An 18,871-nucleotide genomic window follows, 5' to 3' on the forward strand; every position below is an offset into this window, starting at 1 on the left:
CATGCCCGAGACGCCACTGGACCACCGCCCCGACGAGTCGCGGGAGGGGGTCTGGGGGCGTGTCGTCGGGCGTATGCAACCGGGCGCGCCGGTGGAGAACCGCCGCCAACTGGTGATCAAGCTCTGCTGGATGAGCGTGTGGATGCTCTACCTGCTCTACCCGATCCAGGACCTGCTGCACGGCGGGTACTCGACGGGCCAGACCGTGGTGGGCTGGCTGGCGCTGGCCGCCTTCCTGACCGGCTACGTGCTGCTGGTGGCGTTCCGCTCGGCGCGCGGAGCGCAGGGGTGGCGCGGCACGTACCCGTCGGTAGGCGCGCTGATCGCCATCGCCACGGCCACCTCGTTCGCCTTCAGCCCGGCCTTCATCGTGCTGTTCACCTACACCTCGGTGGTCATCGGCGCGGTCCTGCCGATCCGGTACGCCGTGCGCGGGGTGCTGGCGACCGGGGTGCTGACCACGGTGATCGCGCTGCTGACGCATACCGGCAGCGACGCGCTGGCCGGGCTGCTGCTGCCGACCTTCCTGAGCGGCCTGGCGATGACCGCCCTGCAGCGACTGATCGGCACCATGCGGGAGTTGCGTGAGGCCCGGGAGACCGTGGCGCACCTGGCGGCGGCCGAGGAGCGACTGCGGATGGCGCGCGACCTGCACGACCTGCTCGGCCACTCGCTCTCGCTGATCACGCTCAAGAGCGAGCTGGCCGGGCGCTTCATGGACGCCGACAAGGCCGCGGCGGCACGCATCCAGGTCGCCGAGATCGAGCAGGTGGCCCGGCAGTCGCTGATCGACGTGCGGGAGGCCGTCAGCGGCTTCCGCCGACCCACCCTGCCGGTCGAACTGGCCGCCGCCCGCAGCGCGTTGGCGACCGCCGGGGTCAGCCTGGACGCCGCGCCATCGGTGGCCGAGGGCAGGCCGGAGCTCGGGCAGGCGGAGGCCGGCGCGCTGGCCTGGACGCTGCGCGAGGCGGTCACCAACATCGTCCGGCACGCCGAGGGCGCCACCGTCTGCACGGTGGCGATGGACGAGACCTGGGACGCCGACGGCGCGCGGTTCGCCGTCCTGGACATCACCGACAACGGCCGCGGGCCCGGCAAGTCCGGCCCGGGCAACGGCCTTTCGGGGCTGGAGGAGCGACTCGGCCTGGTCGGCGGCCGGTTGGAGCGCGGCCCGGGCGCGTCCGGCCGCGGCTTCCGGCTGCGCGCCCTGGTCCCGCTGGCCGCCACCGCCTCGGAGAGCGCCGAGGACCGGGCACTATCGTCGGAGGTATGAGCGACGATCAGAGTTCGACCGCCATCCGGGTTCTCCTCGCCGAGGATCAGGGCATGGTCCGCGAGGCGCTGGCCGCGCTGCTCGGGCTGGAGGGCGACATCGACGTGGTCGCGCAGGTCGCGCGCGGTGACGAGGTGCTGGCGGCGGTGCTGGCCCATGACGTCCAGGTCGCCGTGCTGGACATCGAGATGCCGGGGATGACCGGGATCGAGGCGGCCGCGCTGCTGCACCGGGAGAGCCCGCAGACGAAGATCGTCATCGCCACCACCTTCGGCCGCCCCGGCTACCTGCGCCGGGCGATGGAGTCCGGCGCGGACGCGTTCCTGGTCAAGGACGCGCCGGCCGCCGAACTCGCCGAGGCGGTACGGCGGGTGCTGCGCGGCGAGCGGGTGATCGACCCGGTGCTGGCGGCCGCCGCGCTGGCCGAGGGCGCCAACCCGCTGACCGGGCGCGAGCGGGACGTGCTGGCGGCGGCCTCGGACGGCGCGGTCAACGCCGAGATCGCGCGCCGGCTGCACCTGTCGGAGGGGACGGTGCGCAATTACCTCTCGATGGCCATCCAGAAGACCGCCGCGCGCAACCGGACCGAGGCGGTGCGGGTCGCCCGGGAGAAGGGCTGGCTCTGAACACCGCCCTTCGACAGATCAGTTGAGGCGGTGGCGGGCGGCCTTGGCCTCCTGGCGGACCCGGGCGGCGGACTCCGGGTCGAAGACGTCCAGGATCTCGGCGTAGGCGTCCATCTCGGCCGCGCCGGCCAGGAAGTCGCCGGTACGGACCAGCAGTTCGGCGCGCTCCAGGCGCAACTGGGCGGGGTGGCGGGGGAGTAGCAGGGAGAGCTCGGTGGCCCAGAGCTGCGTCCTGGCGTGCTCGGGCCGCTCGGCCGCCCAGCTGCGGATGTTCCCCAGGACCCGCAGCACGATGTCCAACGGCGGGGCCGGGGTCAGGAGTTCGGTCGAGAAGGGATGGCCGGAGGCGGTCACCAGGGCGGCCGCGTCCGGCGGGGAGAGCAGCCGCCCGCCATGGAACGGGTCGGCCAGCACGTACTGGTCGTCGCGCTCGGGACCGCCGACCGCGACGATGAAGTGGCCCGGCAGCGCCACCCCGTGGACGGTCAGCCCGGCCCGGGCGGCGACCGCCGTCCAGACCAGCGACAGCATGATCGGCAGCCCGCGGCGGCGCCGCAGCACGTCCGGCAGCAGCGAGGACTCCAACCGGCGGTAGTCGGACGGCTGTCCGTGGAACCGCTCGCGCCCGCCCAGCACGGCCGCCAGCAGCGCCGCGGTCTCCTCGGGCGTCGCGGGGGAGCGTTCGGCGACCGCCAGCCGGACCGCGGTCGCATGCCGGTCCAGGGCGGCCTGGCAGGCCGCCGACAGGGCGTCCAGCGTCGGGGCGGGCTCCAGCCGACCGTCCTCGGTGTAGGCGGAGTCGGCCAGGGTGTGCTCGGCGGCCGCGAGCAGGCAGAGCAGCACCGGATCGGGGTGCTCGGACCTGGCCTCGGTACGGAAACGGGCTCTGCTCTGCTCGGTCACGGTGGCTGTGGCGGCTTTCGTGCGTGCGGGCTCTCGTGCGGGCTCTCGTGCGGGCTCTCGTGCATGGCGATGGGCTGGAACCTACGCGGGATGCTACGACCGGGGAAGCCGGGCGTAGTGGTAAGTGTGACTGGTCGTGAAGCCGAGTCCGTCGTAGAGCGCGATCGCCGCCGCGTTCTCGGCCTCCACCTGCAGGTAGCCGCCGGTGGCGCCCTCCTCGGCGGCGCGGGCCGCCAGCACGGCCATCACGGAGCCGGCCAGGCCCTGGCGGCGGGCCGCCGGCTGGACCTCGATCGCAGCGAAGCAGGCCCAGGCGCCGTCGATCACGCCGCGCCCGATCGCGAGCGGGGTGTCGTCCGGGTCGGCGGCCGGGACGGTGGCGAACCAGACCGAGGGCCCGCCGTGCAGGACCTGGGCCGCGGCGGCGTCGAGCGCCGGGTCGCCGCCGGCCCGCCGGTAGGCGGACAGCCAGCGCGGGCCCGCGGTGCGGGAGAGCCGGACCCGCTCGGGCGCACGGCCGACTTTGGTCAGCGGGGCGATCGGCGCGGTGCGCACCAGGGTCTGGTCGAGTCCGGCGCCGAGCCTCTCCAGCTCGGCGACGAGCCCCTCGGGCGAGCCGGGCGAGGTGACCTCGATCAGGGCCGGCAGCCCGCGGTCGGCGTACCACTGCCGGACGCGGTCCAGTGCCTGCGGCAGCGGCAGAGCCGGGTCCCCCAGCGCCTGGACGGAGTTGGCCCGCCGGGTGAAGCCGGCCGAGGCGCGCAGGGTCCACTCGCCGAGCGGCTCCTGCTCGACGGCGGGCCAGCCGCGCGCGGCGATCCGCTGGAGCTCGACGGGAGTGGCCTCGGGCAGCGGCGCGCGGCGGGCCGGGAAGAGCGGCACGACCTTGCCCGCGACCAGCGCGGCGTCCGCGATCTCGGCGACCGTGTTGTCGCGGCGGACCACGGTAAGCCCATGATCGTCCCAGGATGTGAGCAGGCCGATCACATCGCGGAACACCGGGCGTCCCGTGGCGGTGTCGCGGACTGCGTCCAGCGACCGTACGGACACGCGTCGTCCCACGTCAGAGCGGTCTATCCGGACCTCGGGGCGGGCCTCGGCGGCGGGTCCCAACTTCCTCAAGCGAACCTCCTGTGCATTTGTCGTCCCTGACCCGCGATACTAGGGGCGGGCATCGACGACGCCGCGCTCACCCGCGCACGCAGGAAATACTTTGGGCAGCCAGCCCTTCCGAGGAGGAACGACAGCGTGACCTACGTCATCGCGCAGCCTTGTGTCGACGTCAAGGACAAGGCATGCATCGAAGAGTGCCCGGTCGACTGCATCTACGAGGGGGCACGCTCCCTCTACATCCACCCGGATGAGTGCGTCGACTGCGGTGCTTGTGAGCCGGTCTGCCCGGTTGAGGCCATCTTCTACGAGGATGACACTCCGGAGGAGTGGAAGGACTACTACAAGGCGAACGTCGAGTTCTTCGACGAGCTCGGTTCGCCCGGTGGTGCTTCCAAGCTCGGGCTGATCGAGCGGGACCACCCCTTCATCGAGGCACTCCCGCCGCAGAACCAGGGCGACCACTGACGATCGGCGGAAGCTGAGCTGTGAGCACCAAAGATGCCGTGCGCGCGCCGTTCCCGGGCCACCCGGGAGCGGCGCGCCGCGTATCCGACCTTCTTCCCACTTTCCCGTGGGACAAGCTGGAGCCGTACAAGGCCACCGCGCTGGCGCACCCCGACGGGCTCTGCGACTTCTCGGTCGGCACCCCGGTGGACCCGGTCCCCGAGCTGATCCAGCAGGCGCTGGCCGGCTCGAGCGACACGCCCGGCTATCCCACCGTCTGGGGCCCGTTGGCGCTGCGCGAGGCCGTCGCCGACTGGCTGCGGCGCCGCGTGGGCGCCGACATCGGTCCGCAGGCGGTCCTGCCGACGATCGGTTCCAAGGAGCTGGTGGCCTGGCTGCCCGGGCAGCTCGGCCTCGGCCCGGGCGACCAGGTGGCCTTCCCGCGGCTCGCCTACCCGACGTACGAGGTCGGCGCGCGGTTCTGCGGCGCCGAGCCGGTGGCGTACGAGGAGGTCGACGAACTCGACCCCGCGCGGGTGCGGCTGCTCTGGCTGAACTCGCCCTCCAACCCGACCGGGCGGGTGCTGACGGCCGACCAGCTGCGGCACGCCGTGCGGTGGGCCCGGGAGCACCGGGTGCTGCTGGTCAGCGACGAGTGCTACCTGGAGCTGGGCTGGGAGGCCGAGCCGGTCTCCGTGCTGCACCCCGAGGTCTGCGGCGACTCGCACGAGGGCCTGCTGGCCGTGCACTCGCTCTCCAAGCGGTCCAACCTGGCCGGCTACCGGGCCTCGTTCGTGGCCGGCGACCCGGTGGTGGTGCGGGAGCTGCTGGAGATCCGCAAGCACGGCGGGATGATCGTGCCCGCGCCGGTGCAGGCGGCGACCATCGCCGCGCTCGGCGACGACGCGCACGTGGCCGTGCAGCGCGCACGGTACGCGGCGCGCCGGGCGGCGCTGCGCGAGGCGCTGGAGGGCAGCGGGTTCCGGATCGAGCACTCGCAGGCCAGCCTGTACCTCTGGGCGACCCGGGACGAGCCCTGCTGGGACACCGTGGCCGACCTGGCGCGGCTGGGCATCCTGGTGGCGCCGGGCGACTTCTACGGGCCCGCGGGCGACCGGTTCGTCCGGGTCGCCTTCACCGCCACCGACGAGCGGGTGGCGTCGGCGGTGGCCCGCCTGAAGGCCTGACGGCGGGTACGACCGGTACGACGAAGGGGGCGGGTCGGGAGCTACGTGCTCCCGACCCGCCCCCTTCGACGTGTCAGCTGACCGTCGGCGGGTGCTGGAGCGCACCGGTCAGGCTGCCGAGCAGCGGGGCGACCGGGTTGGTGTCGCCCAGGTCGGGCAGGCTGCTCAGGCGGTGGGTGGCGTCGGTCGGGTGACCGGCGAGCTCCTCCAGTCGCAGCGAGCCGGTGCCGGGCAGGCCGTGCGAGAGGCCGCCGACCACGGGCAGCCCGCCGAGCGTGTCGCCGGTGGGCAGGGCGCCGCCGATCCGGTCGGTGGCGGCGGGCAGCGTGCCGCTCAGCTGGCTGGTGGCCGGGACGGAGTCCGTCAGGTGCGTGGTGGCGGCCAGCGGGTTGCTCACGGTGTCGGCGTTGACCACCTTGTCCACCCCGCTCACGGTGGGCAGTCCGGGCAGGTTGCTCATCGCACCGGTCGGCATCCCCCGGTGCACGGCGGCGGGCGCCAGCAGGCCGGCGAGCGTCGGGGCGGCCTGGGCGAAGGCCGTCGCCGGGCTGGCGAGCAGGTTGGCGACGCCGGTGGCGTTGCTGGTGGAGTTCTGCGGCGTCAGGTCGCCGAGGCTCTTGTCGCTCTGCGGCAGGGCGGTGGTGGCGGCGGTGCCCGTGGTGTCGGCGGCGGCGGGCACGATGGTGCCGACCGCGAGCGCGCCCGTCTTGCCGAGTGCCTGGCCCACCTGGTGGGTCTCGGTCTTCAGGTTCGAGTCCGAGGTGACACCGTCCAGCTTGCTGACCCCCGAGGCGAGGTCGGTGTGCTGCGGGACCAGCTCGGCGGCGGACGCCGACCCGGCGACGAGCAGCGGCGTCGCACCGGCCGCGACGAGCAGCGCGGCCTGGGCGATCCGACGTGTGAGGGGGAGAGACATGGTGCTCCTATGAGGTGAGGACAGGACAGTCCGGCGGGCGGACGTCGTGTTTACCGCTTGAGGAGCGAGAAGGTTTCGGCCGCTTCGGGCAAAGACTCTCTAAAGATCGCATGATCTGTTTTCTGACATAGCGGACATTTCACCACTTGGTCGAAGCCCTGCCGAAACGTCACTTCCCTTGCCGTGCAAGAGGTCGGCAGGCCGATCGCCGCGGGCGCCGAGCCGGACGACCGGGCCCCGGGAGGGGGCACGGTGCGTCCGGTCGGCTTGACGCGGTTCACCCACTCGGAGGGGTGTCGTCCGCGTGTTCGTCAATGTGCAGTGACGCCCGCTCAGTGCTTGACCGTCGGCATGCCGACGGTCACCAGCACCCGGTCCGTCGCCGTCGCGGACGGCAGCGCCTTCCAGCCGTCCGCCGAGCGGTCCACCCGCCACGCCTTGCCGTCGAAGGCCACCGAGCCGATGCCCAGCTCCTGCGCGTGCGCCACCGACCACTGCGCAACCGCCCAGCCGCTCTGCAACTGCGCGTCGGCCCCGGCGTCGGTGCTCGCGTTCGGGGCCGGGGTGAGCGCCAGGGTGTCGGCGGCGGAGGCCCCGGGGTCCGCCGAGGGCGTCGCCGCGCCCGTCGAGGTGACCGGCGCGGCGCTCACCGCACGGCCGAACTCGCGGCGCACCCGGTCGGTGACCAGCTGGGCCGCACCGGCGCCCGGCGCCGACGGGCTGGGCGACGCGCTGACGCTGTCGGCGGCGGGCGCGCTGTCCGCCGTGGAGAACTGGTGCACCGTGCAGGTGAAGGAGGCCGGCGCGCGCCCGGTCAGCGCCGAGGCGAGCATGTCGGCGTTGGCCTCGTGCTTGGCGTAGGCGTCCGGGTAGCCGCTCTTCTGCACCGCCTGGGCGGCGTCGGTGAGCGGCAGCCGCGCGTACCCCGGCACCTTCACCAGCGCGTCCAGGAACTTGTTGGTGGAGTACACCGGGTCCTGGATCTGCTGGGCGGTGCCCCAGCCCTGCGAGGGCCGCTGCTGGAAGAGCCCGAGCGAGTCCCGGTCGCCGCCCTCCAGGTTGCGCAGCTTGGACTCCTGCAGCGAGGTGGCCAGCGCGATGGTCAGCGCCCGCTCGGGCAGCCCGCGGGAGATGGTGACCGCCGCTATGGTCGCCGCGTTCGAGCCCTGCTCGATGTCCATCGTCACCGGCTTGCCGCCGGCCGGCGTGACGGCGCAGCCCTCGGGCGCCACGGCCGCCTGCTGCCGGTTCCAGATCAGCAGACCCGCCACCACGGCCGTGGCCAGCAGCAGTACCGTCAGCACCCAGCGGATCGGCCGTCGCCGTCGCCGTCGACCGGTCGCTTCCTCGTCGATGGCCACCACGGCCCCTCTCACCTCGCGTTGTTACCGCACACCGTACTCAGTCACCACAAACTCGGACGACTGTGCGGTGTGATGCGGTTGCGCAGCGCGGCCGCGCCGCCCGGCGACCAGCCGCTACGGCCGCTGACGCTAGGCTTGACGACCATGACGAGCCCGAACAGAGCACCGGCCGCCCTGGACCTCACCCTGGACGGCGGTGCGCTCACCGCGCAGCTCGTCGACTTCCCCTCGGTCAGCGGGGACGAGCAGGCCCTCGCCGACGCCGTGGAGGCCGCCCTGCGCGGCTACCCGCACCTCACCGTCGACCGCTACGGCAACAACGTGGTGGCCCGCACCCAGCTCGGCCGCACCGAGCGGGTGCTGCTCGCCGGCCACCTGGACACCGTGCCGATCGCGGACAACCTGCCCTCGTACGTCGAGGGCGACCTGCTCTACGGCTGCGGCACCTCCGACATGAAGTCCGGCGTCGCCGTCCAGCTGCGGCTGGCCGCGACGCTGGCCGAGCCCAACCGCGACCTCACCTTCGTCTTCTACGACTGCGAAGAGATCGAGGCGACCCGCAACGGCCTCGGCCACCTCGCCCGGCAGCACCCCGACTGGCTGGCGGCCGACTTCGCCGTGCTGATGGAGCCCAGCGGCGCGGTGGTGGAGGGCGGCTGCCAGGGCACCCTGCGGGTGAAGATCACGCTGACCGGCGTCCGGTCCCACGCGGCCCGCAGCTGGCTCGGCGACAACGCCGTGCACCACGCCGCGGAGGTGCTCGGCCGGCTCGCGGCCTACCAGCCGCGCCGGGTGGAGATCGACGGACTGGAGTACCGCGAGGGCCTCAACGCGGTCGACATCCGCGGCGGGGTGGCCGGGAACGTGATTCCGGACGAGTGCGTGGTGACCGTCAACTTCCGCTACGCGCCCGACCGCAGCGAGGCCGAGGCCGAGGCGCACGTGCGCGAGGTGTTCCAGGGCTTCCCGGTCGAGGTGACCGACGCCGCCCCCGGCGCCCTGCCGGGCCTGGCCCAGCCCGCCGCCCAGGCCTTCCTCGCCGCCACCGGCGGCACCGCCCGCGCCAAGTACGGCTGGACCGACGTCGCGCGCTTCAGTGCGCTCGGTGTCCCCGCCGTCAACTACGGCCCCGGCGACCCGAATCTCGCCCACAAGCGCGAAGAGCACTGCTCGCTGGCGGCGATCGCCGAGTGCGAGCAGCGGCTGCGCGACTGGCTCAGCGCCACCGACTGACTCGCGTTCGCCTGCCGGTCACCGGACCGCCCGCCCGCCGTTCCCCCCGATACGGGTGCGGCGGGCGTAGTGTTTCGCCATGACAGGGAAATCAGCGCACGACGGCGCAGACGGACGGCACTTCGGCCACGGGCCGGAGTTGGTGGAGAGCCCCGAGTTCGGTTCGGAGCCGGCGAAGAAGAGCGTTCCGGAGAAGCAGAAGGGCCCGGTGCTGCTGCGTCGGGACCAGGTCGTCACCAGCACCACCGACCAGCGGCTGCTGGACACCACGGGTCCGACCGACTGGCTGCACACCGACCCCTGGCGGGTCTGGCGGATCACCTCGGAGTTCGTCGAGGGCTTCGGCGCGCTCGCCGAACTCCCGCCCGCTGTCAGCGTGTTCGGCTCCGCGCGGACGGCCGTCGACTCGCCCGAGTACGCCGCGGGGGTGGCCATCGGCCGTGCCCTGGCGGAGGCCGGCTTCGCGGTGATCACCGGCGGCGGCCCCGGCGCGATGGAGGCCGCGAACCGCGGTGCCTCGGAGGCCGGCGGGCTGAGCGTCGGCCTCGGCATCGAGCTCCCGTTCGAGCAGGGGCTCAACGAGTTCGTCGACCTCGGCCTGAACTTCCGCTACTTCTTCGTCCGCAAGACGATGTTCGTGAAGTACGCGCAGGGCTTCGTGGTGCTGCCCGGTGGCCTCGGCACGCTGGACGAGCTGTTCGAGGCGCTGACCCTGGTGCAGACCAAGAAGGTCACCCGGTTCCCGGTGATCCTCTTCGGCACCGCCTACTGGGGCGGCCTGGTCGACTGGCTGCGGAGCACCCTGGTCGCCCAGGGCAAGGCCTCGGAGGCCGACCTCGACCTGTTCCACGTCACCGACGACCTGGAAGAGGTGCTGAAGATCCTGGCCGAGTGCCGCCGCCCGAACGGCGGGATCTAGCGGACTACGCGAGTCCCCGGCGGGCCACCGCCGGGGGGCGGGTGCCGCGGATCGACGCCACCATGTCGAGCACCTGCCGGGTCTCGGCCACCTGGTGCGCACGGTAGATCCGGGCGCCCAGCCAGGCCGAGACGGCGGTGGTGGCGAGCGTGCCCAGCAGCCGCTCGTCCACCGGCCGGTCGAGCGTCTCGCCGACGAAGTCCTTGTTGGAGAGCGAGACCAGCACCGGGAAGCCGGTCGCGGTCATCTCCGGCAGCCGCCGGGTGGCCTCCAGCGAGTGCCGGGTGTTCTTGTCGAAGTCATGGCCCGGGTCGATGATCAGCGCATCCCGCCGCACCCCGAGCGCGGCGGCCCGTTCGGCCAGCCCGACGGTGACCTCCAGGATGTCGGCCATCACGTCGGCGTAGCCGACCCGGTGCGGGCGGGTGCGCGGCTCGGCGCGGCCCGCGTGGGTGCAGACCAGGCCGACGTCGTAGCGGGCGGCGACCTCGGCGAGCTTCGGGTCGGCCCCTCCCCAGGCGTCGTTGAGCAGGTCGGCGCCGGCCTCGCAGACCGCCTCGCCGACCTCGTGCCGCCAGGTGTCCACGCTGATCACGGCCTCCGGGTGGCGCCCGCGGAGCTCGGCGACGAACGGGACGGTGCGGCGCAGCTCCTCCTCGACCGTCACCTCCTCGCCCGGCCCGGCCTTGACCCCGCCGATGTCCAGGATCGCGGCGCCCTCGGCCATCGCGCGGTCCGCGGCGGCGAAGGCGGCCTCGTCGGCGAAGGTCGCACCACGGTCGAAGAACGAGTCGGGGGTGCGGTTGACGATGGCCATGATGACCAGCTCGTCCTCGCCGAACTCACGTGGTCCCAGCCGAAGTGCCACCCGTCGCTCCTTCAGGTATCGATCCGCGGGAGCCCTGGTGCGATGATGGGGCCCCGGCCTTCCCAGGGACACCATGATCCCTCACGCGGCCGCATTCTCAGTGTCGGGAGGACAGCTCGTGTTCTGGGTGATCGTGGTGGCGATGGCCGTGGTGGTCGGCGGTGCCGCGCTGGTGGCGCTGGGCGGCGGTGGCTCGTTGCCGGAGGCCGTGCAGGACCGGATCGCCGCCCGGCTGCCGCAGGAGCGGCCGCTGAACCGGCACGACGTGGACGAGATCCGGCTGCCGATGGCCGTCCGCGGCTACCGGATGGAGGAGGTCGACGACGTCCTCGACCGGCTCGGCGCGGAGCTGGCCTACCGGGACCAGCGGATCTCCGAGCTGGAGGCGGCGGTGGCCGTGCAGGGCGGCGCCCAGGCGGGGGAGACGGCGCTGCCGGGCTCCGAGCCGCTGCCGGGCCTGGAGGACTTCGCCGGCGTGGTCGACGCGGTGGCGGCCCCGGCCGGTGCGACCGCCGCGACCGCCCAGGGGACGGCCGCCCACGCCGACCCGCAGGCCGTGGAGAAGTGACCGCCCTTCAGCCCGGCCCCGACGGCCTGCTGCGCTGCCCCTGGGGCAACGCCTCCGACGACTACCGGGAGTACCACGACACCGAGTGGGGCCGCCCGGTGCACGGTGAGGACCCGCTGTTCGAGCGGATCTGCCTGGAGGCGTTCCAGTCCGGGCTCTCCTGGATCACCATCCTGCGCCGCCGGGAGGGCTTCCGGGCCGCCTTCGCGGGCTTCCGGATCGACGAGGTGGCGGCCTTCGGCCCGGCGGACACCGAGCGGCTGCTGCAGGACGCCGGCATCATCCGCAACCGGCTGAAGATCGAGGCGGCGATCGCCAACGCCCACGCCGCGCAGGCGCTGGACGGCGGCCTGGACGCGCTGGTCTGGCAGTTCGCCGGCGACCCGACGCGCCCGGCGCCGAAGACCCTGGCCGACGTCCCGGCGGTCACCGCGGAGTCGACGGCGCTGGCCAAGGAGTTGAAGCGCAACGGCTTCCGCTTCGTCGGCCCGACCACCGCCTACGCCCTGATGCAGGCCTGCGGGCTGGTCAACGACCATCTGGCGGGCTGCCACGCCCGTTGAGCCGGTGGCCCCCAGGCGCGGCAGCCCGGGGGCTCAGCGGCCGACGTACTTCGGCTGCTCCTTGGCGACAAAGGCGCGCACCGCGATCCGGTGGTCCTCACTGGCGCCCGCCAGGTTCTGCAGCTCGTCCTCCTTGTCCAGCGTCTCGCTCAGCGAGTGCGAGGCGCCGAAGTCCAGCGCGGCCTTGATCGCGCCGTACGCGACGGTCGGGCCCTCGGCCAGCTGCTGGGCGAACGCGCGTGCGGTGGCGGCCAGTTCGGCCGACGGGACGACACGGGTGGCGAGCCCGAGGGCGAGCGCCTCGGGGGCCTTGACGGTCCGCGGGAACATCAGCAGCTCGGTGGCCCGGGCGTGTCCGACCAGCCGGGGCAGCGTCCACGACGCGCCCGAGTCCGCAGTGAGTGCCACGCCCGCGAACGAGGTGTTGAAGCCGGCCGTGTCGGCGACGATCCGGAAGTCGCAGGCGAAGGCGAGCGAGGCGCCGGCCCCGGCCGCCACCCCGCCGACCGCGGCCACCGTCGGCTTGCGCATCCCGGTCAGCGCGCGCACCAGCGGGTTGTAGTGCTCCGAGACGGTCTTCAGCGGCGCCTCACCGGTCTCCTCGGCGCGCTTCAGCAGGCCCAGGTGCTCCTTGAGGTCCTGACCGACGCAGAACGCCCGGTCGCCCGCGCCGGTGAGCAGCACCGCCCGGACCGCCGGGTCGCCGGCGGCCTGGATGACGGTGTCCCGCAGCGCCACCTTGGTGGGCACGTCCAGCGCGTTCATCGCGTCCGGGCGGTTGATGGTGATGACGGCGAGGCCGCCGTCGAGCTCGTACAGCACGGAGTCGGACATCGTGGAGGGCTCCCGTTTCGGTCGATGGGCGGACCCGAGTCAGCATGCCGGAGCGCGGGAGGCTGCGGGAGTGTGAGGTAGCGCACCTTTCGGCGCGTCGCGCCACCGTGCCCCGGCGGGGCCGCGCGGGGCCGCGCATCCCGGCAGGGGCAGGCCGGGCGCGGCATCTGATGCCGCTTCGTCCGCCGCGGCCATGGTGTTTCTGAGCGGTAATCAGCCGGTCTGGGAGGGTGTGGTCACTGGTGCGGAGAGAGTGACGTTGGTCATCGGGGCGCTGAATGCGGGATAATGGCTTCCGATCAATGCGTTCGATACCTGCGGTGGACGGACTGCTGGTACGTAGCTGCGCGGTTGCAGGAAGGGGAACGAGCATGGCGGCCATGAAGCCGCGGACGGGTGACGGCCCGCTCGAGGTCACCAAAGAGGGGCGGGGCATCATCATGCGCGTCCCGCTCGAAGGCGGCGGGCGCCTGGTGGTGGAGCTCACTCCGGACGAGGCAAGCGCCCTTGGTGAGGCTCTGAAGCAGGCCTGCGGCTGACTCCCGCGAGGCTTGGCATCTCCTGAGATGCGTGCGGGGCCCGGCTTCGGATCGACGAGACGTCGACCGGAACGGGCCCCGCTCCCTTTTCCCGACTTTCCCGACGTCTCCTAGCGGCGTACGGCGCAGAGCAGCCCGTCACTGACCGGCAGCAGCGCGGGCAGCAGCAGATCGCTCTCGCGCACCGCCTGCACCAGCTCGCGCACCGCGCGGGTGCGCGGGTCGTCCAGGGCCGGATCGGTCAGCCGGCCCTCCTGGAAGACCCCCTCGAAGCAGACCATCCCGCCCGGCCGCAGCAGCCGCAACGATTCTGCAAGATACGCCTGGGACTCGGCGGCGTCCGCATCGCAGAAAACCAGGTCGTACTGGCCGTCCGCCAGCCGCGGCAGCACGTCCAGGGCGCGCCCGGGGATGAAGCGCGCGCGGTTGGCCGCGAAGCCCGCCGCGAGGTAGGCCTCGCGCGCGAAGCCCTGCCGGACCGGCTCGGAATCGACGGTGGTCAGGATGCCGTCCGGCCGCATCCCGCGCAGCAGGTAGATCCCGGAGACCCCGGTGCCGGTGCCGATCTCGGCCACCGCCTTGGCCCCCAGGGCGGCGGCCAGCAGCCGCAGCGCGGCCCCGCCGCTCGGCCCGACGGCCCGCACGCCGGTCCGGGCGGACTGCGCCCGGGCGTAGGTCAGCACGGCGTCCTCGTCGACGTAGGTGTCGGCGAGGGTCGCGGCCGTGGGCCCGAAGTCGATGATGTGGTCCCTCAGGAGTAGGGGGCTGAGCTGGGCGGTTGTACCCGGCGGGACCGGTGGTCCCGGTGCGGTGCCGAGGGATGTCGATATTTCCAGCCACAGATTACTGGCCGGGTGGGAACCGCGTCCGGTGGCGGGCCGTTCTTCCGGTGAGAGTGGTCGCGGGATGTCGCTGGAGGTCGCGCGCGGTTCGGCCCGACGAATGAGCACACTTTTATCCAGAACTGACGGGTGAGGTGGATATGGTGGTGGCCCTGCTGGGCAGAAGAGCCAACCGAGGAGGTGTGGCCGAGGGCGACGTCCCTGTGCGGCGGCATCTCCGCGGCACCTCGTCGGCCCGTACGCCGAAGCCCGTGATGAACCAGTCTGCGCACACCCCCCTGGACCAGTCGTCCGACGGCACCGCCGCCGAGCCCTCGGCCCCCGCCGCGCTGGCGACCTTCGCCGAGGGGCCCGACGCGCAAGGCTGGACGCCCCCCAGCTGGGAGGAGATCGTCGAGGCGCACAGCGCCCGGGTCTACCGCCTGGCCTACCGCCTGACGGGCAATCAGCACGACGCCGAGGACCTCACCCAGGAGGTCTTCGTCCGGGTCTTCCGCTCGCTGTCCACCTACACCCCCGGTACGTTCGAGGGCTGGCTGCACCGGATCACCACCAACCTCTTCCTGGACATGGTCCGGCGACGGCAGCGGATCCGCTTCGACTCGCTGGCCGACGACGCGGCCGAGCGGCTGCCCAGCCGCGAGCCGAACCCGGCCCAGGCCTTCAGCGACACCCACTTCGACGCCGACGTCCAGCAGGCGCTGGACACGCTGGCCCCCGAGTTCCGGGCCGCCGTCGTGCTCTGCGACATCGAGGGCCTCTCCTACGAGGAGATCGCCGCCACCCTGGGCGTCAAGCTCGGCACCGTCCGCAGCAGGATCCACCGCGGCCGCTCGCACCTGCGCGCCGCGCTCAAGCACCGCGCCCCCGGCACCGCCCCCGGGCGGATCCGCCGAGGCGGCTCGGAGCAGTTGGAGCCGGTGCCCGCGGTCGTGGCCGTCGGCGAGCCCGGCACCGGTGCGCCGGGCGGGAGCGGACGGAGGCGATCGTGAGCGGCTCAGGCCGGTCAGCTTCCGGGCGCTCGGCGTCCGGTCATCGTTCGGTGTCCAAGCCCCTCGGGGAGGCACTTCCCGCAGGGGACGCGAACACCTGTCAGGAGGTCCCCGTGCTGCGCCCGATCAGCGTGCGCCAGCCCGACCCGTCGGCACCCGCCGAGGAGCACCATCTCGGGGAGCGGCTCACGGCCTATCTGGACGGCGAACTCGGGCACGACGCTCGCGAGCGGGTCCAGGCACACCTGGCGACCTGCGCCCAGTGCCTGGCCGAGGCGGACGAGGGCCGAGCCGTCAAGCAGCTGCTCACCGCGACCGAGGTGGTCGGCCCGTCCGCGCTGCTGATGTCCCGGCTGATGGCGGTCGCCGCCCTGCCGGACAGCGAGGTGGACGGCCCGGGCGGTCCCGGCAGCAGGTCCGGCGGTGGTCCGACGGTGCCAGCGGTCACCCTCGGCGGCAGCCGGCTGACCGGCGGCCTGTTCGGCCGCGGTGCCGGCTCCACGTTCGGCGGCGGTGCCCTGGGGGCGGACACGCCGGTTCCCGGCATCGACCCGCGGGCCGGTCGCGGACCGGACACCCGGCTCTGGACGGGCCGTCGCGGGCCCGTCCGCTCGGTCTCGGCGCCCAGCAGGCCGCCGGCCGTGCAGCCGATCTCACGGCCCCCCGCGACGCGCGGTAGGCGGCTGGTCTTCGCCGCGGCCGGCGCCTTCTCGGTGGCCGCGGTGACCCTGGGCGGCTTCGGCAGCCTGGGCCTGGCCTCCGTCGCCGGCGACACCCCGATCGACGACCCGCACGGCAGCGCCGTGGTGCCCCGGGTGCCGGGCGGCGATCAAGCGGTCCCGCTGACCGCGCAGCTCCCGGTGGACTACCCGGCCCACTCCGGGGCCGTGCAGCGGTTCAATCTGATGACGCCCGCGCCGTCGAGCGGCGCGGGCGTCACGGTGGTGAACGGTCACCGGCTCATGCCGTAGCACGTAGGGCGTCAGGGCCCGCATCACCCGTTCGCGGGGCGAAATCACCCGTAGGGCGGCGTTGCTCCCGGCCACCGGCTGGTCTTTACCACGGCTTCATGGCCTGGTGGGCCACAGACCCGCCGGTGGCCATTACGCTGTACGGAACCGGTGTCGCGGGCCGAGCCGGGTCTGTCCTTCAGGATCATGGGAGCTTACGTGTTCTTCGACATAGGCCCACTCGAAATGGTCACCCTGGTCGTGATGGCGATCGTGATCTTCGGGCCGGACAAGCTCCCCAAGCTGATCCAGGACACCATGGGCTTCATCCGCAAGGTGCGCTCGTTCGCGGACAGTGCCAAGGAGGACATCCGCAGCGAGCTGGGGCCGAACTTCAAGGACTTCGAGTTCGAGGACCTCAACCCGAAGACCTTCGTGCGCAAGAGCCTGCTCGGCGGCGAGGACGACCCGCTGGGCTTCAAGGAGCTCCGCGACACCACGATGGACCTCAAGTCGGCCCTGGACGACAAGGCCCCGACCGGCACGGTCTCCACCACCAAGACGCCGGCCGTCGCCACCGTGAACATGGCCAAGGCCGCCTCCACCGGCGAGCCGCTCGCCAGCGGTGAGCGCCCGCCGTACGACCTCGACGCCACCTGAGCGGGCGTCCACGACACCCCGACACCCCGTCCGGCACGCCGCCGGACGGGGTGCCGTCGTCTGCGCGGCTATTGTGCTGGGAACCGGCCCCAGCGGGGCTCGGGCAGGGGCGACAGGTGTGCTGAGGAGGCCCGGGATGGACGCGACGAGCAGTGGTGCGGTGGGAGCCGGAACCGCACAGGCGGGGGCCCAGGTGGAGGTGCCGGCCCGGCGGGCGGCGCCGCCCGCCGACCCGCTGGCGCCCTACCTGGCGGCCGACTTCCCCTGGTACGGCCTGGACGACGGCTGGACGGGCCGGCGCTGGCTGCTCCAGGCCGGCGCGGCCGGCAGCACCCGGCCCACCGCCCAGCCGCGCGCCATCGACTACGGCTCGGTGGGGCACGGCGAGGAGCTGCCGATGCAGCACCAGGCCAGGAACGGCGGCCGGTTCGCCGTCGTGGTCACGGTGGCCCGCCGCCCCGGCCGTCGCAGTGCGGACGGCACCGGCATGCTGGAGGCCACCTCGGCCTCCTCGGCGGCCTGGCTGGCCGGCTCCGGGCTGCTCGCGGCCGCCTGGCCGGGGCAGCTGGACCGCGCGCTGCGCCAGGACTGGCTGGACCAGCAGAGCGCGCTGGCCTGGGACCTCGCGGACGACCTGGCCGGTCCCGGCTGGTCGCCGCTCACCCTGCCGGTCAACGGCCTGCCGCAGCCGTTCCGCTACCGCGAGTCCGCGTACGGCTGGGTGCTGGCCGGCGAGGCGCCCGGGGTGCTGATCGGCGCGTACGGCCGCGGTGTCAGCGCGTACGGCATCGGCTTCAGCACGATCCCGGACCTGACGGCCTACACCGGGCGCTGACACGCCGAAGGAGGAGGCGCCCGCGGGCACCTCCTCCTTCGGTCTGCCAGGTCAGAACTTGTTGCGCGGGGTGAGCCCCAGCGAGAGCCCGGAGAGCCCGCGCTGACGGCCGCCCAGCTTGCCCGCCACCGCGCGCAGCGCGGCTCCGGCGGGGGAGTCCGGCGCGGCCAGCACCACCGGGGTGCCGTCGTCGCCGCCCTCGCGCAGTCGGACGTCGATCGGGATGTTGCCGAGCACCGGCACGGTGGCGCCGGTCGCCCGGGTCAGCGCGTCGGCCACGGTCTGGCCGCCGCCGGAGCCGAACACGTCGACCATCTCGTCGCAGTGCGGGCACGGCATGCCGGACATGTTCTCGATCACGCCGACGATCTTCTGGTGGGTCTGGAGGGCGATCGTGCCGGCCCGCTCGGCCACCTCGGCGGCGGCCATCTGCGGGGTGGTGACGATCAGGATCTCGGCGTTCGGGACCAGCTGGGCCACCGAGATCGCGATGTCGCCGGTGCCCGGCGGCAGGTCGAGCAGCAGCACGTCCAGGTCGCCCCAGTAGACGTCGGCGAGGAACTGCTGCAACGCGCGGTGCAGCATCGGGCCGCGCCACACCACGGGCGCGTTGCCCGGGGTGAACATGCCGATCGAGATCACCTTCACGCCGTGCGAGGACGGCGGCATGATCATGTCCTGGACCTGGGTGGGCCGGCCCTCGACGCCCAGCATCCGCGGCACGCTGTGGCCGTAGATGTCGGCGTCCACGACCGCGACCTTCAGGCCGTCGGCGGCCATCGCGGCGGCCAGGTTGACGGTGACCGAGGACTTGCCGACGCCGCCCTTGCCGGAGGCGACCGCGTAGACGCGGGTCAGCGTGCCGGGCTTGGCGAACGGGATCTCCCGCTCGGGCGCGCCGCCGCGCAGCAGCGTGGAGAGCTCCTTGCGCTGCTCGTCGCTCATCACGTCGAGCTCGACCTCGACCGCGGTGACGCCCGCGACCGCGCCGACCGCGTCCTGCACCCGGCTGGTGATGGTCTCGCGCATCGGGCACCCGGAGACGGTCAGGTAGACCGCGACGTGCACCGCACCGTCGTCGCCGATCCGCACCGATTTCACCATGCCGAGATCGGTGATCGGACGGTTGATCTCCGGGTCCTGCACGGTCGACAGCGCCTGGCGGACGGAATCCTCCGTCACACCGGTCGCGACCTCTGTCTCATTGGCCATGTCTTGATGGTACGGCGCGCCGAGAGGCCG

General features: G+C 73.3%; 21 protein-coding genes. 13 read left to right on the plus strand and 8 right to left on the minus strand.

Annotation, left to right across the window (positions count from 1 at the left end):
* Window position 1 precedes the first annotated feature (1 nt).
* Both P3T37_RS22150 and P3T37_RS22155 read left to right on the plus strand, forming a co-directional pair.
* Window positions 2-1,273 (plus strand): histidine kinase, encoded by a 1,272-nt coding sequence (locus P3T37_RS22150; RefSeq protein WP_280725518.1) that lies wholly within the window; start codon window positions 2-4, stop codon window positions 1,271-1,273.
* Window positions 1,270-1,899 carry a response regulator transcription factor gene (locus P3T37_RS22155; RefSeq protein WP_280725519.1) on the plus strand — a complete coding sequence of 210 codons (630 nt, stop codon included), beginning with the start codon at window positions 1,270-1,272 and terminating at the stop codon, window positions 1,897-1,899. Before P3T37_RS22150 ends, P3T37_RS22155 begins: the two co-directional genes overlap by 4 nt.
* A gap of 18 nt (window positions 1,900-1,917) precedes the next feature.
* On the opposite strand, the gene P3T37_RS22160 is transcribed toward P3T37_RS22155, so the two are convergent.
* A complete protein-coding gene (locus P3T37_RS22160; protein WP_280725520.1) occupies window positions 1,918-2,802 on the minus strand; it encodes a transglutaminase-like domain-containing protein in 885 nt (294 codons plus the stop codon).
* 93 nt (window positions 2,803-2,895) lie between these two features.
* A complete protein-coding gene (locus P3T37_RS22165) occupies window positions 2,896-3,924 on the minus strand; it encodes a GNAT family N-acetyltransferase (protein ID WP_280725521.1) in 1,029 nt (342 codons plus the stop codon).
* A gap of 126 nt (window positions 3,925-4,050) precedes the next feature.
* On the opposite strand from P3T37_RS22165, the gene fdxA reads away from it, so the two are divergent.
* Window positions 4,051-4,380: a ferredoxin gene (fdxA, locus tag P3T37_RS22170; RefSeq protein ID WP_280725522.1), complete on the plus strand. Its 330-nt coding sequence runs from the start codon at window positions 4,051-4,053 to the stop codon at window positions 4,378-4,380.
* Window positions 4,381-4,400: 20 nt separating this feature from the next.
* Window positions 4,401-5,546 (plus strand): succinyldiaminopimelate transaminase, encoded by a 1,146-nt coding sequence (gene dapC, locus P3T37_RS22175; protein ID WP_280725523.1) that lies wholly within the window; start codon window positions 4,401-4,403, stop codon window positions 5,544-5,546.
* A 73-nt stretch (window positions 5,547-5,619) separates the two neighbouring features.
* Here dapC and P3T37_RS22180 read toward each other — a convergent pair whose 3' ends face one another.
* Together P3T37_RS22180 and P3T37_RS22185 are read right to left on the minus strand one after the other, a co-directional pair.
* Window positions 5,620-6,462 (minus strand): hypothetical protein, encoded by an 843-nt coding sequence (locus P3T37_RS22180; protein ID WP_280725525.1) that lies wholly within the window; start codon window positions 6,460-6,462, stop codon window positions 5,620-5,622.
* A gap of 332 nt (window positions 6,463-6,794) precedes the next feature.
* On the minus strand, window positions 6,795-7,826 hold the full coding sequence (locus P3T37_RS22185; RefSeq protein ID WP_280725526.1) for a hypothetical protein: 1,032 nt from the start codon (window positions 7,824-7,826) through the stop codon (window positions 6,795-6,797).
* A 144-nt stretch (window positions 7,827-7,970) separates the two neighbouring features.
* Here P3T37_RS22185 and dapE point away from each other — a divergent pair, with 144 nt between their 5' ends.
* Together dapE and P3T37_RS22195 are read left to right on the plus strand one after the other, a co-directional pair.
* Window positions 7,971-9,059: a succinyl-diaminopimelate desuccinylase gene (gene dapE / locus P3T37_RS22190; RefSeq protein WP_280725527.1), complete on the plus strand. Its 1,089-nt coding sequence runs from the start codon at window positions 7,971-7,973 to the stop codon at window positions 9,057-9,059.
* Between the two features lie 79 nt (window positions 9,060-9,138).
* Complete coding sequence (locus P3T37_RS22195) at window positions 9,139-9,978, plus strand: TIGR00730 family Rossman fold protein (protein WP_280725528.1); 840 nt, start codon at window positions 9,139-9,141, stop codon at window positions 9,976-9,978.
* 4 nt (window positions 9,979-9,982) lie between these two features.
* On the opposite strand, the gene folP is transcribed toward P3T37_RS22195, so the two are convergent.
* Window positions 9,983-10,795 (minus strand): dihydropteroate synthase, encoded by an 813-nt coding sequence (folP, locus tag P3T37_RS22200; protein ID WP_280725580.1) that lies wholly within the window; start codon window positions 10,793-10,795, stop codon window positions 9,983-9,985.
* 169 nt (window positions 10,796-10,964) lie between these two features.
* Between folP and P3T37_RS22205 the strand changes: the two genes are divergently transcribed.
* Window positions 10,965-11,414, plus strand: coding sequence for a DivIVA domain-containing protein (locus tag P3T37_RS22205; protein WP_280725529.1), 450 nt, complete (start codon window positions 10,965-10,967; stop codon window positions 11,412-11,414).
* Window positions 11,411-11,977, plus strand: coding sequence for a DNA-3-methyladenine glycosylase I (locus tag P3T37_RS22210; protein WP_280725530.1), 567 nt, complete (start codon window positions 11,411-11,413; stop codon window positions 11,975-11,977). The genes P3T37_RS22205 and P3T37_RS22210 overlap by 4 nt, the downstream gene beginning before the upstream one ends.
* Before the next feature lie 33 nt (window positions 11,978-12,010).
* On the opposite strand, the gene P3T37_RS22215 is transcribed toward P3T37_RS22210, so the two are convergent.
* A complete protein-coding gene (locus tag P3T37_RS22215) occupies window positions 12,011-12,811 on the minus strand; it encodes an enoyl-CoA hydratase-related protein (RefSeq protein WP_280725531.1) in 801 nt (266 codons plus the stop codon).
* A gap of 371 nt (window positions 12,812-13,182) precedes the next feature.
* Here P3T37_RS22215 and P3T37_RS22220 point away from each other — a divergent pair, with 371 nt between their 5' ends.
* Window positions 13,183-13,350 carry a DUF3117 domain-containing protein gene (locus P3T37_RS22220; RefSeq protein WP_083976644.1) on the plus strand — a complete coding sequence of 56 codons (168 nt, stop codon included), beginning with the start codon at window positions 13,183-13,185 and terminating at the stop codon, window positions 13,348-13,350.
* A gap of 110 nt (window positions 13,351-13,460) precedes the next feature.
* Here the strand turns inward: P3T37_RS22220 and P3T37_RS22225 are convergent, their stop codons facing one another.
* Window positions 13,461-14,105: a class I SAM-dependent methyltransferase gene (locus P3T37_RS22225; protein WP_280725581.1), complete on the minus strand. Its 645-nt coding sequence runs from the start codon at window positions 14,103-14,105 to the stop codon at window positions 13,461-13,463.
* Window positions 14,106-14,446: 341 nt separating this feature from the next.
* Between P3T37_RS22225 and sigE the strand changes: the two genes are divergently transcribed.
* From sigE to P3T37_RS22245, 4 genes are all read left to right on the plus strand, one after another.
* Window positions 14,447-15,184: an RNA polymerase sigma factor SigE gene (gene sigE, locus P3T37_RS22230; RefSeq protein WP_280725582.1), complete on the plus strand. Its 738-nt coding sequence runs from the start codon at window positions 14,447-14,449 to the stop codon at window positions 15,182-15,184.
* Window positions 15,185-15,297: 113 nt separating this feature from the next.
* Window positions 15,298-16,155 carry a zf-HC2 domain-containing protein gene (locus tag P3T37_RS22235; RefSeq protein WP_280725532.1) on the plus strand — a complete coding sequence of 286 codons (858 nt, stop codon included), beginning with the start codon at window positions 15,298-15,300 and terminating at the stop codon, window positions 16,153-16,155.
* 198 nt (window positions 16,156-16,353) lie between these two features.
* Window positions 16,354-16,794, plus strand: a complete 441-nt coding sequence (locus tag P3T37_RS22240) for a sec-independent translocase (RefSeq protein ID WP_280725583.1) — start codon at window positions 16,354-16,356, stop codon at window positions 16,792-16,794.
* 136 nt (window positions 16,795-16,930) lie between these two features.
* Window positions 16,931-17,629 (plus strand): hypothetical protein, encoded by a 699-nt coding sequence (locus P3T37_RS22245; RefSeq protein WP_280725533.1) that lies wholly within the window; start codon window positions 16,931-16,933, stop codon window positions 17,627-17,629.
* A gap of 51 nt (window positions 17,630-17,680) precedes the next feature.
* On the opposite strand, the gene P3T37_RS22250 is transcribed toward P3T37_RS22245, so the two are convergent.
* On the minus strand, window positions 17,681-18,841 hold the full coding sequence (locus tag P3T37_RS22250) for an Mrp/NBP35 family ATP-binding protein (RefSeq protein ID WP_280725534.1): 1,161 nt from the start codon (window positions 18,839-18,841) through the stop codon (window positions 17,681-17,683).
* Window positions 18,842-18,871 lie beyond the last annotated feature (30 nt).

Source organism: Kitasatospora sp. MAA4 (genome assembly GCF_029893355.1).
Lineage (GTDB): Bacteria > Actinomycetota > Actinomycetes > Streptomycetales > Streptomycetaceae > Kitasatospora.

Coding starts and splice junctions, on each gene's coding strand:
- P3T37_RS22150 (WP_280725518.1), top strand. CDS start 2: ATGCCCGAGACGCCACTGGACCACCGCCCCGACGAGTCGCGGGAGGGG.
- P3T37_RS22155 (WP_280725519.1), top strand. CDS start 1,270: ATGAGCGACGATCAGAGTTCGACCGCCATCCGGGTTCTCCTCGCCGAG.
- P3T37_RS22180 (WP_280725525.1), bottom strand. CDS start 6,462: ATGTCTCTCCCCCTCACACGTCGGATCGCCCAGGCCGCGCTGCTCGTC.
- dapE (WP_280725527.1), top strand. CDS start 7,971: ATGACGAGCCCGAACAGAGCACCGGCCGCCCTGGACCTCACCCTGGAC.
- P3T37_RS22195 (WP_280725528.1), top strand. CDS start 9,139: ATGACAGGGAAATCAGCGCACGACGGCGCAGACGGACGGCACTTCGGC.
- folP (WP_280725580.1), bottom strand. CDS start 10,795: ATGGCCATCGTCAACCGCACCCCCGACTCGTTCTTCGACCGTGGTGCG.
- P3T37_RS22215 (WP_280725531.1), bottom strand. CDS start 12,811: ATGTCCGACTCCGTGCTGTACGAGCTCGACGGCGGCCTCGCCGTCATC.
- P3T37_RS22220 (WP_083976644.1), top strand. CDS start 13,183: ATGGCGGCCATGAAGCCGCGGACGGGTGACGGCCCGCTCGAGGTCACC.
- sigE (WP_280725582.1), top strand. CDS start 14,447: ATGAACCAGTCTGCGCACACCCCCCTGGACCAGTCGTCCGACGGCACC.
- P3T37_RS22245 (WP_280725533.1), top strand. CDS start 16,931: ATGGACGCGACGAGCAGTGGTGCGGTGGGAGCCGGAACCGCACAGGCG.
- P3T37_RS22250 (WP_280725534.1), bottom strand. CDS start 18,841: ATGGCCAATGAGACAGAGGTCGCGACCGGTGTGACGGAGGATTCCGTC.